11 protein-coding genes are annotated in these 14,170 nt (G+C 73.4%); 5 read left to right on the top strand and 6 right to left on the bottom strand.

All coding sequences use genetic code 11. The annotated features are described in order from the left end of the window. Positions 1-88: 88 nt before the first annotated feature. From DVA86_RS26495 to DVA86_RS26485, 3 genes are all read left to right on the top strand, one after another. Positions 89-634, top strand: a complete 546-nt coding sequence (locus DVA86_RS26495; protein ID WP_208882018.1) for a cysteine hydrolase family protein — start codon at positions 89-91, stop codon at positions 632-634. A gap of 88 nt (positions 635-722) precedes the next feature. Further along, entirely contained in the window at positions 723-2,378 is a 1,656-nt protein-coding gene (locus tag DVA86_RS26490; protein ID WP_208882016.1) for an MGH1-like glycoside hydrolase domain-containing protein, read from the top strand. A 435-nt stretch (positions 2,379-2,813) separates the two neighbouring features. Beyond that, positions 2,814-3,497: a nuclease-related domain-containing protein gene (locus tag DVA86_RS26485; RefSeq protein ID WP_245997200.1), complete on the top strand. Its 684-nt coding sequence runs from the start codon at positions 2,814-2,816 to the stop codon at positions 3,495-3,497. Between the two features lie 26 nt (positions 3,498-3,523). Here DVA86_RS26485 and DVA86_RS26480 read toward each other — a convergent pair whose 3' ends face one another. Together DVA86_RS26480 and DVA86_RS26475 are read right to left on the bottom strand one after the other, a co-directional pair. Next, on the bottom strand, positions 3,524-3,739 hold the full coding sequence (locus DVA86_RS26480) for a tautomerase family protein (RefSeq protein ID WP_208882012.1): 216 nt from the start codon (positions 3,737-3,739) through the stop codon (positions 3,524-3,526). Positions 3,740-3,810: 71 nt separating this feature from the next. Next, the gene (locus tag DVA86_RS26475; protein ID WP_208882010.1) at positions 3,811-4,602 is read right to left on the bottom strand and encodes an SDR family oxidoreductase; all 792 of its coding nucleotides are present in this window, start codon (positions 4,600-4,602) and stop codon (positions 3,811-3,813) included. A 167-nt stretch (positions 4,603-4,769) separates the two neighbouring features. On the opposite strand from DVA86_RS26475, the gene DVA86_RS26470 reads away from it, so the two are divergent. After that, positions 4,770-5,639 (top strand): helix-turn-helix domain-containing protein, encoded by an 870-nt coding sequence (locus DVA86_RS26470; RefSeq protein WP_208882008.1) that lies wholly within the window; start codon positions 4,770-4,772, stop codon positions 5,637-5,639. Positions 5,640-6,407: 768 nt separating this feature from the next. On the opposite strand, the gene DVA86_RS35550 is transcribed toward DVA86_RS26470, so the two are convergent. Together DVA86_RS35550 and DVA86_RS26455 are read right to left on the bottom strand one after the other, a co-directional pair. Beyond that, on the bottom strand, positions 6,408-8,816 hold the full coding sequence (locus tag DVA86_RS35550; RefSeq protein ID WP_245997197.1) for an ATP-binding protein: 2,409 nt from the start codon (positions 8,814-8,816) through the stop codon (positions 6,408-6,410). Between the two features lie 204 nt (positions 8,817-9,020). Further along, complete coding sequence (locus DVA86_RS26455) at positions 9,021-9,575, bottom strand: DinB family protein (RefSeq protein ID WP_208882006.1); 555 nt, start codon at positions 9,573-9,575, stop codon at positions 9,021-9,023. A 170-nt stretch (positions 9,576-9,745) separates the two neighbouring features. Here DVA86_RS26455 and DVA86_RS26450 point away from each other — a divergent pair, with 170 nt between their 5' ends. Continuing rightward, complete coding sequence (locus DVA86_RS26450) at positions 9,746-11,227, top strand: hypothetical protein (protein WP_208882004.1); 1,482 nt, start codon at positions 9,746-9,748, stop codon at positions 11,225-11,227. A gap of 189 nt (positions 11,228-11,416) precedes the next feature. On the opposite strand, the gene DVA86_RS26445 is transcribed toward DVA86_RS26450, so the two are convergent. Both DVA86_RS26445 and DVA86_RS35015 read right to left on the bottom strand, forming a co-directional pair. Next, positions 11,417-12,751, bottom strand: coding sequence for an SGNH/GDSL hydrolase family protein (locus DVA86_RS26445; protein ID WP_208882003.1), 1,335 nt, complete (start codon positions 12,749-12,751; stop codon positions 11,417-11,419). A 747-nt stretch (positions 12,752-13,498) separates the two neighbouring features. Beyond that, a complete protein-coding gene (locus tag DVA86_RS35015) occupies positions 13,499-13,999 on the bottom strand; it encodes a DUF6083 domain-containing protein (protein WP_222623367.1) in 501 nt (166 codons plus the stop codon). Positions 14,000-14,170 lie beyond the last annotated feature (171 nt).

Below are 14,170 nucleotides of genomic sequence, written 5' to 3'. Positions count from 1 at the left end.
GTACGCGATCACGCCGCATGCAACGTTGCGGCGGACGCCGTTGCGTACGGCACCGGTCACCGGAAGCGCGTACGGGAAGGGGCGAGCGATGGCGGACCGCACCGCGCTGGTCATCACCGACATGGTCAACACCTACGAGCACGAGGACGCCCACCTCCTCCTGCCCTCCGTACGGGAGGCACTGCCCGGCGTACGGCGGCTCATCGAGCGGGCCCGCGCCGGAGGCACCGAAGTCATCTACGTCAACGACAACTTCGGGCGCTGGCGCTCGCACCACGACGAGCTGCTCGACACCGTGCTGAGCGGCCCGTACGCCGACCTGGTCGAGCCGATCCGACCGGACGACGACTCGCTGTTCGTCGTGAAGGCCCGCCACTCGGCGTTCTACGAGACGCCGCTCGAATACCTGCTGCGGCAGCACGGCATCGGCCGGATCGTCCTCAGCGGCCAGGTCACCGAGCAATGCATCCTCTACTCCGCGCTCGACGCCCACATCCGCCATGTGGAGGTGAGCGTCGTGAAGGACGCGGTGGCGCACATCCATCCCGACCTGGCGTCGGCGGCGCTGCGCATGATGGAGCGCAACATGGGCGCGCACCTGGCCACTTCGGGGGACCCGGAGCTGCGGCTCTGATCCGCCGCAATCTGTTGACAGCGTCACGGGCCGTGGGAAGTATCCCTGTACCGACGGGAGTTGACAACGTTGTCGAATCGGAGTCCGCATGAGCCTGCCCGAACAGCGCCCGGCAACGCCCCGACGACGGCTGCTGCGCGCGGGCGCCGCCGCCGGACTGACCGTGGCGGGACTGGTCGCCGCCGGTTCGCGCGCACACGCCGCACCGCACCGTACGGCGGCCCCGGGCACACCCCTCGGGGCACCGTCCGCAGCACCGTACGGTGCGCCGCGCCGAACGGGGGCCGCGCGCCCCAGCGTTGAGTTCGGCGGCTCCCACGGCGCGCTGCTGAGCGGCGCGTACCAGGCGGCGCTGGAGAACCTGCTCGACATCAACACCGTCCCGTACGACCCCGACGAGTACAACCAGACCGGCCTGATGACCGATCCGCCCGGCACCTTCATCCGGGCCGGCGGCGGATACGAGCAGCCGTGGACCCGTGACGCGTCGGTCAACTCGTGGAACGCCGCCAGCCTCCTGTCGCCCGACGTGGCACGCAACACCCTGTGGTCCGTGTGCCGCCGCCAGGAGGACGGCGGCGGGGACGGAACCGGTGGCGGGCTGATCGTGCAGCAGGACAACCAGTGGTGGGACCAGATCATCTGGGCCGTCGCCGCCTGGCAGCACTGGCTGGTCACCGGCGACCGCGCGTTCGTCAACGACGCGTACGAAGCCGCCGTCAACACCCTCCGTGTGGACAAGGCCGAGCACTTCAACGCGGACTACGGGCTGTTCGAGGGTCCCTCCTTCATGCAGGACGGCATCGCCGGCTATCCGAGCCCGCCGTACGACCCGGGCAACGACTCCTCGTTCGTGCTCGACCACCCCGGCGCGGGCAAGCTCATGTGCCTGTCCACCAACTGCCTCTTCCACGCCGCCTGTCTGGCCTGCGCGGGCATGGCCGCCGTGACGGGTGACCGGCGGGCGGCGCGTGGGTTCCGCGCCGCCGCTGCCCGTCTGCGCGCCGCGATCAACCGCCACCTGTGGCGGCCCGAGGCGGGCTCGTACGGCTACCTCATCCACGGCAGCGGCGAACGCGCCGGCCGACTCGAGCCACACCAGGAAGGCAACGGGCTGGCGTTCGCCATCCTGTGCGGCGTGGCGTCCCGGCGGCAGACGGCCGCGATACTCGACAGCACGCACCGTGAGCCGCACGGTGTCGTCAACGTGTGGCCGCACTTCGAGCGCTTCGACGACGCGCACCCGGGGCGGCACAACGCGATCGTGTGGCCCATGACGGTCGGCATGTGGGGGCACGCGGCGGCGGTCGGCGGCCGCGTCGGCACGTTCGCCCAGGCGGTCACCGACATCGCCGGACTGCAGCGACAGGACGGCCACTTCTGGGAGCTGTACCACGCCAGGACGGGCGCCGTGGACGGCGGCTGGCAGAACGGCCGGCAGTGGCCGTCGCAGCCGGACCAGACGTGGTCGGCCACCGCGTACCTGCGGCTGGTCCACCAGGGGCTGTTCGGCCTCCGCCACGAACGGGACGGCCTGCGGTTCGCCCCGAGCCTGCCCGCGGGCTGGGGCCCGGTGACCCTGCGCGGCCTCACCTGCCGGGGAATGACGCTGGACATCACGCTCACCGGCAAGGGCAACCGGATGGCGTCCTGCACGGTGGACGGCCACCGCCGCAGCGGCACCCGTACGGTGCTGCCGGCCGGCCTGCGCGGACGGCACGAGGTGCGCGTCGAGCTGGTGTGAACGGCCCGGCGGCGTACGCCCCCGGCGTTCTTGTGCCCCGCTGCACCGGCTGCTCCCATGGGAGGAGAGACGGTCGGCGCGACACTCGGCATGGGGCGGTTGATGAGCGGTTTACGGGTCTCCCGGTGGAAACGGTACGGACACGACCGGCTGTATGTGAGTACGGCCGAAGGCGCCGCCGTCGCCTGGCTCGACTGCCGGAACGGCGAGGTGACCGTCCTTGCCGAGAGCCATCGGGAGGGCGCTCTGGAGGCGCTCAGGCCGTACCTCGCCGCCCGGAGACCGGAGCCGCCGCCGACGGAGTCCGGACCGGCCGCGGAACGCCCTACGGGTGAGCCTCCCGCTCCGTCCGCATCTGCCGAGCCGCCTGCACCTGCCGCGCCGCGTTCCCCCGACGCGCGGGCCGCACCCGGCAGATCGCCCGCACCCGACGGTGTGCGCCTGCCGTCCGCGCCGGAACGGGCGCGCGGGTCCGCCACCGCCGCGCCGCCGCTGAGTCCCGACGACGACCTTGCCCGCAACCGCCCCGGCGAGTCGTCGCAGCGGAAGCTGGACGAGCTCGGCGTGCACCCTGCGGCGCACCTCTTCCGTCGGCTGCTCCGGCTGCTCCGGCTGCGCAGCGACGCGGAATCATGGCACAGGGGCCTCCAGGGCGAACGCGCCGTCGCCGCCGAACTGCGCCGCCGCTGCCCGGACGGCTGGCGCGTCCTGCATTCGATACCGCTGCCCGGCGACGTGGCCCTCGACCACCTGCTGATCGGCCCTGGCGGCGTCTTCTGCGTCAGCACCGAGAGCCACCCCAAGGCGCAGATCCAGGTGGGCGACGACGTCGTGAAGATCGGCGGGCAGGACTATCCGTACGTGCGCGAGAGCCGCGGCGAAGCCGCCGGTGCCGCACGGGTCCTCTCCCGCGCCTGCGGCTTCACCGTGGAGGTCACGCCGCTCCTGGTCTTCGTGGGCGCGGCGAGCGTGACCGTGGAGCCGGCGCTGCTCGACGTACGGGCCGTGGAGCGGCGCCAGCTCGCCGCGCTCGTCGCCGCGAGCGGCGTGCTCGCACCGCAGCGTGTGGAGGAGGTCTACGCGGCGGCCCGCGACCGCCGTACGTGGGCGGACGCGTGACTCCGGCTCCGCCGCGCGCGCGGCGGTCATTCTTCCGGCAGCTCCCGGAGACGGGCGAGCGTCAGGACGTCGCCGCCGATGCCCCAGCCGCCGTCGGTGACCTCCTCGACGAGCACCAGGGTGGTGGCGCGGGCGCGTTCGCCGTACAGCTCGGCGTACAGGTCGGTGGTGCGCGTGATGAGCTGCTCCTTCTGCTCGGTGGTGAGGGTGTCGGCGGGGATCTTGAAGTTCGCGAACGGCATGGTCGTCCTCTGCGTGTGTGGTGGGTGCGGAGTGTCCGGTGGATGCGGAGTGGTGGTGCGGGGGCCCGCGGTCAGACGATGCCGCCGTTGGCGCGGACGACCTGGCCGTTGACCCAGTGCCCGGCCGGGGAGGCGAGGAACGCGACGACCTCGGCGATGTCCTCGGGCGTGCCGAGCCGTTCCAGCGGGGGCTGGGCGGCGAGGCGGGCGACGGTCTCCTCGTCCTTGCCGTCGAGGAACAGATCCGTGGCGGTCGGGCCGGGGGCGACGGCGTTCACGGTGACGTCCCGGCCGCGCAGTTCGCGGGCGAGGATCAGGGTGAGCGCCTCCACCGCGCCCTTGCTCGCGCTGTAGGCGCCGTAGCCGGGGAGGGCGAGGCCCACCACGGACGTCGAGAACGTGACGATCGCCCCGCCGCCGCGCACCGTACGGGCGGCCTGCCGGGCGACGACGAACGTCCCGCGGATATTCGTACGGTGCAGCGCGTCCAGGTCGGCGAGGTCCAGATCGGCGACAGGTGTCGTCAGCATCCGGCCGGCGGCGTGCACGACGACGTCGACGCCTCCGTACTCGGACTCGGCGGTGCCGAACAGGCCGGCCACCTCCTGCTCGTCCGCGACGTCGGCCCGGACGGCGACCGCACGGCCGCCCGCCGCGGTGACGTCCTTGACGGCGGCCTCGGCCAGGTCGCGGTTTCCGGCGTAACCGGCCACGACGGCGAAGCCGTCGGCGGCCAGCCGCAGCACCGCCTGGCGGCCGATGCCGCGCGAGCCGCCGGTGACGACGGCCACACGGGGGCGCCCGGACGCGCTGCCGGAGGAGGGTGCGGCGCCGCTGCCGGGCGCCGGGTCGGAGAGTGACATGAGGGCTCCTGTACGGGGGTGGTACGGGGATGGGCTGTCGGTCGGCTGGCTCCGGACCGGCGTCTCCTGCCACCATCGGCCGTTCCCGCGCCGTCAGCCACGGCTGCGGCCACCCAGGGGCCGGCAACCCCTGGCTACGGGCAGCCGCACGCGTGACGATGGGAGGCGTGAACCTTCCCGCGCTCGCCGCGTACCTCAAGTCCCGGCGCGACCGCGTCCGCCCGGACGACGTCGGTCTGCCCACCGGCCCCCGGCGCCGGGTGCCCGGACTGCGGCGGGAGGAGGTCGCGCAGCTGGCCGGGCTGTCCGCGGACTACTACACGGAGCTGGAGCGCGGCCGCAGCGCCCAGCCCTCGGCCCAGGTGCTGGCCGCCCTGGCCCGTGCGCTGCGCCTGGGCGGCGACGAGCGCGACCACCTGTTCCACCTCGCCGAGCGGCCCCTGCCGACAGCGGCGTACGGGCTCACCGCGCACGCGCAGCCCGCGCTGCTCGGCCTGCTGGACCGGCTCGGCACGACCCCCGCGCAGGTCATCACCGACCTGCACGAGACCCTCGCGCAGAACGAGCTGGCCGCGGCGCTCGTCGGCCGCCCTCCGGCGGTGAGCGGCCCGGCGGCGAGCCTCGTCTACCGCTGGTTCACCGATCCCGCCGCACGCGCGATCTATCCCTCCGGCGAGCACCCGCAGCACTCCCGCGCGTTCGTCGCGGACCTGCAGGCGGTCGCCGCCCGGCGCGGCCGTGACACCTTCGTGGCCAGGATGGTCACCTCCCTGCGGCGCCGCAGCGAGGAGTTCGCCGCCCTGTGGGACACCCACGACGTGGCGCTGCGCCGGAACGACCACAAGCGCATCGTCCACCCGGCGCTGGGCGTCATCGAGGTGGACTGCCACAGCCTGTTCAGCGAGGACGGACGCCAGCGCCTGCTGTGGTTCACGGCGCCGCCCGGCACCCGGGGCGCCGCTCAGCTGGAACTGCTCTCCGTCATCGGCACACAGGACATGGCCGCCGAGAACGCGCCCCGCGAGGAGCGGACCTGAGCACCACCTGAAGGCGCGCCCGCCTCGAAGTCCGCCGGGAAGTCCGCCCAGGGGGAAATCCGCCTCCCTAGGGGAGCCTCCGCGGTGGTCTCCGTACGGCAGCCGCGCGCGTACGCCCTCCCGGCCCGGAGGACGCACACGGCGGTGAGCGGGTGCCGTACGAGGCAGGCGCACAGGGGGGTTGTACGCAGCAGGCGGCTGCCCCTCCTCGGGGCAGCGGCCCGCTCCCACACCGCCCGAGGGGCAGGACAGCACGGGCGCCTCGCCATGACAGCCGTGGGGTTGACCAACAGGTGCCGGTGCCCGCCTGCCTCGGTCCCCCGGGCGGCGATTCCAGCCTGCCGTGCGGGCGGGCCGCACACATCGGTAAGCAGGGAAGATCGGTATACGGCTGCCGGGCGGACGCGCGTGTCCGTATACGTACACGGCCGGATCTCGTGGCAGACGGCGGCGAGCGGCCAGAGCCGGCCTGTCCGGCGTTTGAGGACGGCCCTCGGCCCGCGCCGAGCGGTTGCCGCCGGGAACGGGGCACCGCCTCTTGGCCGGGCGTCGCCCGGATGGACGGGCGTTCGTCCTCGACCATCGGACGGTCTACGTATGCGGTGCCGCCCGCGCGCGGATGGCGTACGTATCCGGTGGCGCGTGGCCGCCGCCGCGTACGTACGCCGTGCCGCGCGTACGTACCCGTGCTCCGTACGGACACGTCCGCGTCCGTACGTACCCGCCGCGCGGCGCCTCCGTCCGGCATCCCCGTACGGGGACGTCCGGCTACCCCTCCGGCACCGCCGCCGGGATCTCCGTACGGGAGGTGACGCCGAGCTTCGCGAGGATGTGCTCGACGTGCGCGTCGGCGGTCCGTTTGGAGATCACCAGCCGCTCCGCGACCTCCCGGTTGGACAGGCCCTGTGTCACCAGCGCGGCGACCTCCCGTTCGCGCCGGGTGAGGACGTCCGTCGCCGCCCGCTTGCGGGCGCGGGGGACGGAGGCGCCGCGGCCGGCGGTCAGCGGCTCGTCCGCGTCGGTGCGGACGGCCTCCAGCACGTCCGTACCGGACATCCGTGCGCCCGTCGCACGCCACCGGTCGAACTCCGTGTTCCCCAGCGCCGTCCGCACCAGCTTCTGCATGGACTCCTGCTCCTCCAGCAGCGACGGGAGCATGCCCACCGGGTCGCCGCTGAGCCGTCGCGCGTTCTCCGCGTAACCCAGCAGCCAGCCCGCCCTGACATACCTCTGCTGCCGTGCCGCGTGCCACGCCAGCACCAGGCACGCCAGCGCGGCCACCAGGACCTCGCCGACCTCGCTCGCCGCCTCCAGCGCCCGCCGCAGCGGCTCCGCGCTCTCCTCGCACTGGCCGGCCAGCCACAGGCAGATGCCCTGCACACCGAGTGTGGACGCGTAGAACTGGCGGTCGCCTGTGCCCTCCAGATACGACAGCCCGAGCTCGCACAGCTCCAGGGCGCCCGCCGAGTCGCCGAGCACGGCCCGCAGCAGCGCGCCCTCGTTGTGGATGACGGCCATGCCCAGGCCGTCGTTCGCGTCGACGATCCGGCGGCGCGCGTCCTCCATCGCGTCGAGGCCCTCGTCCAACTCGCCGCCGAGGGCGGTCATCGCGCCCAGATACGCGTCCGTGAACATCGTGACCCGTACGGTGCCGGACCGCTCCGCCACGGCATGCGCTTCCTCCACACGGACGGGCGCGGTCGCCAGGTCCGCTGTCCACATGGCGAACACGCCGGTCATGAACAGGCCCCAGGCGCGTTCGGCGCAGTCCTCCGGTACGAGGGCGAGGCCCTTGTCGATCCAGTGGCGCCCCTCGGACAGCGTCCCGGCCGCCCGCCAGTACGGCGCGAGCTGCGCGGCCATCCACAGGCCCGCCGCCGCCCTGCCGTCGGCGTCACCGTCCGCGCCGCCACCCTCTGCACCGGCACTCTCCGCACCGCCACCCTCTGCACCGCCACCGTCCGCACCGGCATTCCCGTCCGCGTCGCCGTCCGTACGGCGGGCAGCGGAGAACGCGTACTCCAACGCCGCCCGCACGTCGGCGATCTCGTTCCGCACCGCCCGGTGCAGCTCGACCTGTGCGGGTGTCAGCAGCTCGTCCCACAAGCGGTCGCACAGCCGCTGGTAGTACGCGAAGTGCCGCGCCCGTACGGTCTCCGCGTCGCCCGTCTCCGTCAGCCAGCCGGCGCCGTACTCGCGGATGGTGTCCAGCAGGCGGTAACGCTCGCCGCGTTCGCCTATCCGCTGCACCACGGACTTGTCGACGAGCCCGATCAGCGTCTCCAGCACCTGCTCGCGCGTCAGCCCGCCGCCCGCGCAAACCTGTTCCGCGGCGGAGAGTTCGAAGGAACCGGCGAAGACGGACAGTCGCGCCCACAGCAGCCGTTCCTCGGGCGTGCACAGCTCGTGCGACCAGCCGATGGCCGTACGCAGCGTCTGGTGCCGGTTCTGCGCCGTACGCCGGCCGCCCGTGAGCACCTCGAAGCGGTGATCGAGCCGGGACACCAGTTCGCCGAGGGACACGGCGCGCAGCCGTACGGCGGACAGCTCCAGCGCGAGGGGGATGCCGTCCAGCCGCTCCACCAGGGCGAGCAGCTGCTCCCTGCTGTCGTCGGTCGCGGCGAAGCCAGGCACGACCGTCCCGGCGCGCTGCACGAACAGCTCCAACCCGTCGTCCGCGCTGAGCGGCGCGACGTACACGCAGTGCTCGCCCGGCACGTCGAGCGGCTGCCGGCTGGTGGCGAGCACGCTGACCTCCGGAGCACCGCGCAGCAGGATGTCGGAGAGCATCGCGGCGGCGTCGAGGAGGTGTTCGCAGGTGTCGAGGATGATCAGCAGCCTGCGGTCCCTGAGGTGCGCGACGATCGCGTCGAGCGGCTCCATGCCGGACTGCTCGGGCAGCTCGAGGACGGCGGCGAGCGTCGACGGCACCAACTCGGCGTCGTGCAGGGCCGACAGCTCGACCAGCCACACCCCGTCCGCGAAGTGTCCGGCGAGCTCGGCCGCCGCCCGCAGCGCCGTACGGCTCTTGCCGACGCCGCCGGGACCGACGAGGGTGACCAGCCTGCCGCGCTCGAACTCGTCGCGGACCAGGGCGAGTTCCTTCGCGCGGCCGACAAAACTGGTGAGTTCCACGGGGAGTTCCCCGCCACGCCGCTGTCCGAACCCGAATCCCATGCCACTCCCGAGTGAAGAAACGATCCCGCCACAGCGTACGTAAGCGGATTCAGAGCGTGAACAACGCGTGAGTAGTGCCATTGGAGTCACACGCCCGGTAGCGGCGCCCTGCGCGCGTGCCCGACTCACCGCCGCCGGCCCGTGCCCCGCGTCCGCGCCTGCCGCACTCCGGCGCCTTTTCGCGCTGGTCCGGGCGCCGTACGGCTATTCGCCGGTGGCACCGTCCAAAGATTCCCGCAGGAGGTCCGCGTGGCCGTTGTGCCGCGCGTACTCCTGCGTCAGATGACACAGAATCCACCGCAGGCTGGGCGCCGTGCCGTTGGGCAGCACGCGCCTGCCCAGCCGCTCCAGCCCGCCGCCCTCGCCGTCGTCTTCGGACAGCGCCTCGGCGACGAGTGAACGGGAGCGGCTTACGGAGTTCCGCCACAGCGCCAGCAGTTCCGCGGGGCTGTCCCCGGCCGCCGAGCGCCAGTCCCAGTCGGGGTCGGCCGCCCAGTCGACGGCGTCCCACGGCGGCTGCCGGACGTGCCCGTGCAGCGCCCAGGAGCACCAGTGGTCCTCCACGTAGGCCAGGTGCTTGAGCAGCCCGCCCAGGGTCATCGCCGAGGCGGCCGTCGTCGCCCTCAGCGCGGTCGCGTCCAGCCCTTCGCACTTCCACTCCAGGGTGGCGCGCTGGAAGTCCAGGAAGCCCAGCAGGGTGGCGGGTTCGCCTGCGGCCAGGGGCGGTTCCGCGCGTCCCTGCGCGTCCACGTCGGTCATGCGCCGCAACCTATCCCGGCCCCGTACGGAGGCGGGCCCCGACGCCGTACGGAGGCGGGCCCCGCCACCGTACGGAGGCCGCGCGGTCCCCGTACGGCCTCGGGACCCGTCCCGGCACTCGTGCCGACAATGAGTGGCGGCCGTCTCCCGTTCCGTGAGAAGGGACCGCGATGGATCACCCGACGCCGGCCGCGCCGGAACCGGCCGCGCCGGAACCGGCCGCGCCGGAACCGGACCCGCCGGAAGTCCCGCCCGCGGCCCGCCACTCGTACGACCCGGCGGCCGTCGCCCTCGCCAACGCCTCGCTGCTCGGCGCCGGTTACCTCATGCTCGGCCGGCGCGGGCTCGCCGCCGCCACCGGCCTGGGCACCCTCGTCCTGCTCGTCCTCCTCGGGTCGGCCTTCGAGTCCGTGTGGCTCGAGTGCGTCGTGCTCCTGTGGTGGGCGGTGCTGGTCGCGCACGGGTGGTTCCTGGCCGGCGGCCGTACGCGGCGGGCCGCCGTACGGAGGCAGCGGGTGGTGGCCGTCTGCGTGACCGTCCCGGTGCTGCTGCTCGCGGGGCTCCTGCGGTTCGACGCGCACCGCATCGAGGAGTCCGTCGACGAGGCGCGCGACAGCGGCGACTGCGCGCGGGCGCTGGACGCCCAGGACGGCGTGTGGTTTGCCAACCGCGTCGCCGACGCGCCGGCGGCCGTACGCGGCGACGAGACCGTCCGGGCGTGCCGGCGGCTGGCGGAGGCCGGGCAGAGGCTCACGACCGGGCTGACGGGCGACACAGAGGCGTTGAGCGCCGGTTTCGACGGGCTCGCCGCGGTCCTGGAGAAGTGGGACGGGCACGAGCGGATGGCCGGCACGGTCCTGGACGGGTTCCTCGGCGGGCTGCCCGCCAAGGACCCGTGCGACACCGTCGCGGTCACCGAATGGCTGCGCAAACGGAACGCGAGCCACGACACGCTGGACCGCTCCGCGGGCGCCGTCCCGCGTACGGCGCCCGCCGCGCTCGTCGGCTGCGGCGACGACCTCATGGCGGACCACGACTGGAAGACGGCGCGTACGCGCTACGAGCAGCTGCTCGACCGGTACCCCGACTACAAGGAGAGCGCCAGGACACGCGCCCGCGCCGGCGCCAGGAAGGCCACGCTCGCCCTCGAACTCGCGCACGTGCGCGGCCTGCTCGGCGGTTCGGGCAGCGGCGCACAGCCCGAATACTGCGACAGGCCGGCGAAGTACAGCGGCGCCCCCGCGTACGGCAAGGGCGTCAACCGGGCACTGTTCTACGGCAACGACACGTACACCGGGAAGCTGCCGGGCTCGTGGCGGACGGACGACGCGGAGAAGGCCGTACTGGTGGTGTGCGCGGGCGAGAAGAAGTTCGGCGCCTCCGTACGGACCTGCCCGTACGAGAACAAGATCGGCCCGGGTTTCCCCACGGATGTGACGTTCCGGCGGATCGCGATTCCGGTGAAGGTGTACGAGCTGCGGACGGGCAGGCTCGTGGCCGACAGGAAGGTGGAGATCGGCGGTACGAGCTGCCCTCAGCGGCTCTCGTACACGACCCACGGGCCCACCGATTTCGGTCCGCCGTCGGAGGTGTACGTGAAGGCGTCCGACGGTGACGTACGGGATGCCTTCAGATCGCTCGTCCGCAAGTGAGCGCCGCCTGCGGACGGAGAGCGCGGGACGGAGAGCGCGGGCGGCAGGTCTCCGGGCGCTGAAAGGGCGCGCAAGCGGAGGGTGTTGGGCGTACGTTCCCGACGCCGGACAGGGGCCCGGAAGGGCGGCGTCGGACGGTGCGGTGCGGTGCACCGGGTGGTGCCGGACGGTGCTGCCCGGCGGCGGACGTCAGAGCGCGCCGACGTCGATCGCCTCGGCCATCGCGTGGTAGCCGGCGTCACTCGGGTGCAGATGGTCGCCGCTGTCGTACGCGGGCGCCAGCCGGTCCGCGTCGGCCGGGTCGGCCAGCACCCGGTCCAGGTCGACGACCGCGTCGTACGCGCCGGACGTACGGATCCACTCGTTGACCGCGTCGCGTTTCTCCTCGCCGCGCTCGGTGAAGTAGGACGCGCCCTCGAACGGCACCAGGGTCGCCCCGATCACCTTGAGGCCCGCGTCGTGCGCCTGGGCGACGACGTCGCGGTGCGCGGCGATGAGCTGCTCCACGGACACGTCCGGGATCTGGCCGCCCGGACGCCCGAGGCCGATGTCGTTGATGCCCGCCAGCACGATGACGGTGCTCACTCCGGGCTCGGCGAGCACGTCCTTCCGGAAGCGGTCGACGCCGCTCTCGCCCGTGCCCGGCGTGCCGAACGTGATCATGTTTCCGCTGATCCCGTGGTTGAGGACGCTGCGTGGCCGCTCTTCCGCCACGAACCGCTCCGCCAATTCGTCCGGATAGCGATTGTCGGCGTCGACCGTGGAGGCGAAGCCGTCGGTGATCGAGTCGCCGAAGGCCACCACTCCGTCCGCGCGTGCGCCGCCCTCGCCGCGTACCTCGACGTCCGAGAGGTAGTACCAGGACAGGGAGGTCTCGCCGAACGGCTCTCCGCTCTCGTCCGAACGGTGGTCGCCCGGCGCCCGGTAGCTCGTCGCCGAGGCCGCCATGTGGTACGTCGCCGGGCCGGTCGGCTCGGCGAGGTACAGGGTGACGGTCAGCGACTCCAGCTCCCTGACGCGCATCGGCACCGCGTCGCTGAACAGCTCGCCGCCCGCGGGGACCGTCACCGACTCCGCGCCCCCGAAGGTGACGGCCCGTACGGTGCCCTTCCGCACCGCCGCGCCCCGGTCCGTACGCCCGACGGTGGCGCCGGCGACGTTCAGGGCGGAGGTGCCGTAGCGGTTGGAGAGTTCGAAACGGGCGCCGGTGCCGCCGTTGCTCACGCGGACCACCTGGCGCAGCGTCTGCCGAGCGAAGCCCTGCTGCGACCAGTTCGGGAAGAGGCCGCGGCCCGGCGGCTGCACGGAGGCCGCCCAACCGCCGTGCCACTCCTGGCCGCTGGCCCGCTCCTGGCCGCCGCCGGGCCGCTCGGCGGCCGAGGCGGCCGCACCCGCCGCGCTCTCGCCGGACACCGGCAGGAGCGGAGCAGACAGCAGCGCGGCAGCGGAGAACAGCACCGCCAGCGGCCGCAGGGCGGTGCGTAACCGCCCGTGCGGAGGTCTGTCGTACGTGCGTCGTCTCATGCGTTCACTCCTCAGCTTGTCGTGTCGCCCGTGGTGTGCTGTGACGTGTTCGCCGTTCACCGCTCCGGCCCGGCCCGGCCCGGCCCGCTCCGGCCCGGCCCGGTCTGTCTGATCCCGTGCGTACGCGAACGGCCCTCCGTTCCCCTGTACTTCTTTCGTCTCCCCGCCCCCACAAACTGACCGCAGCACCCCGCACCCCGCGCTCCACCGCTATCCGGCCACGGCCCCTGCGGCCGGATGGTGCGGGCTCCGGCGCCATCACGGTCAGGTCCCCAGTCGGTGACAACGGACCGCCGGCGGGTGACAACGCGCGCGGTGGCGTCCACTGATGCCCGTGACGGGGATGCGGAACGGCGGCGTGTGGCCCGTCGCGCTTGCCGTCGCCGCCGCCCTGGCCGCCCGGCTGTGCGTCGCACTCGGCGGCGCACGCGTGGCCGACTGGCTCGCGTCGGTCGCCGCGCCCGCCGTCACCGCCGCGGCCGGCGCGGGCATCCTGTGCGCCGCGCTCCCCAGACAATCGCCGTACGGAGGCGTAACCGCCTCCGCGCGCGCGGACGTTGAGGGGGCGCCGTATGGAGGGGTGCCCGTACGGAAGCGTCCGCGCGTACGAGCGCACCGTACGGAGGTGCCGTACGAGTGCACCGTACGGAAGCGTCCGCGCGGCCGGGGCCTTGACCAGATTGAATCCCGGGGCCATGGCGCCGTCAGCAGCCGGGCAAGAGCCGCTCAGTGCCGGTTCCGTGCCCGCTACTGCTCCGCCTCCCGTACAGCGTCCGGAGAAAGGCAGACCGCCCGGTGCGCGGGGCGTACGAGTTCGCCGGGGAGCGGTTCGATGCCGCGGATGCGTACGGCAACGACCGCGACGCCGGCAGGGGAGTCCGGCCCCGTCACGGTCTCCAGCCGCCAGCGGTGGCGGGGAGGCACGTCCTTGGCCGGGAGATCGCGGAGGGCCAGATGGACCCAGCGGTCGTAATTGGTGGGGTAGTGCGCCATCGTGGCCCCGCAGTCGCCGCAGACCGGCGGCTCGTGCCACGTGACGTTCTCCGGGCCGCCGTACGGTCTGGGCGGCGCGGTGGCGCCCTCCTCCTCGGCGAGTTCGTTGGCGTATGCGTTCCAGCAGGCGTCGCAGAGCACGGCCATGAGGTTGATCCGGCCGCGCTCCCTGGCGGTCGGCCGCGGCCTGCGGCAGTGCAGGCACAGCCTCCGCCCGGTGGCCTCCGGGTGCCCCGTCTCCTCCGTCGCCGCCATGAAGTGCAGCGTGCGGGCGAGTCCGTGAGGGGAGTCAGGGCGCGAACGGGGCGCATCGTCGCAGGCGCGCGGAGTGGCGCCCCATCCGGCACGGGCGGCACACCGCACACTGCCGATCCGCTGCCGCACACCGTCCGCCTCCTCAAGCCCGTCCGGCGTTTGAGGACGGCC

This window comes from Streptomyces armeniacus (assembly GCF_003355155.1).
Classification (GTDB): domain Bacteria; phylum Actinomycetota; class Actinomycetes; order Streptomycetales; family Streptomycetaceae; genus Streptomyces; species Streptomyces armeniacus.
This window is presented reverse-complemented; position numbering and strand designations above follow the sequence as displayed.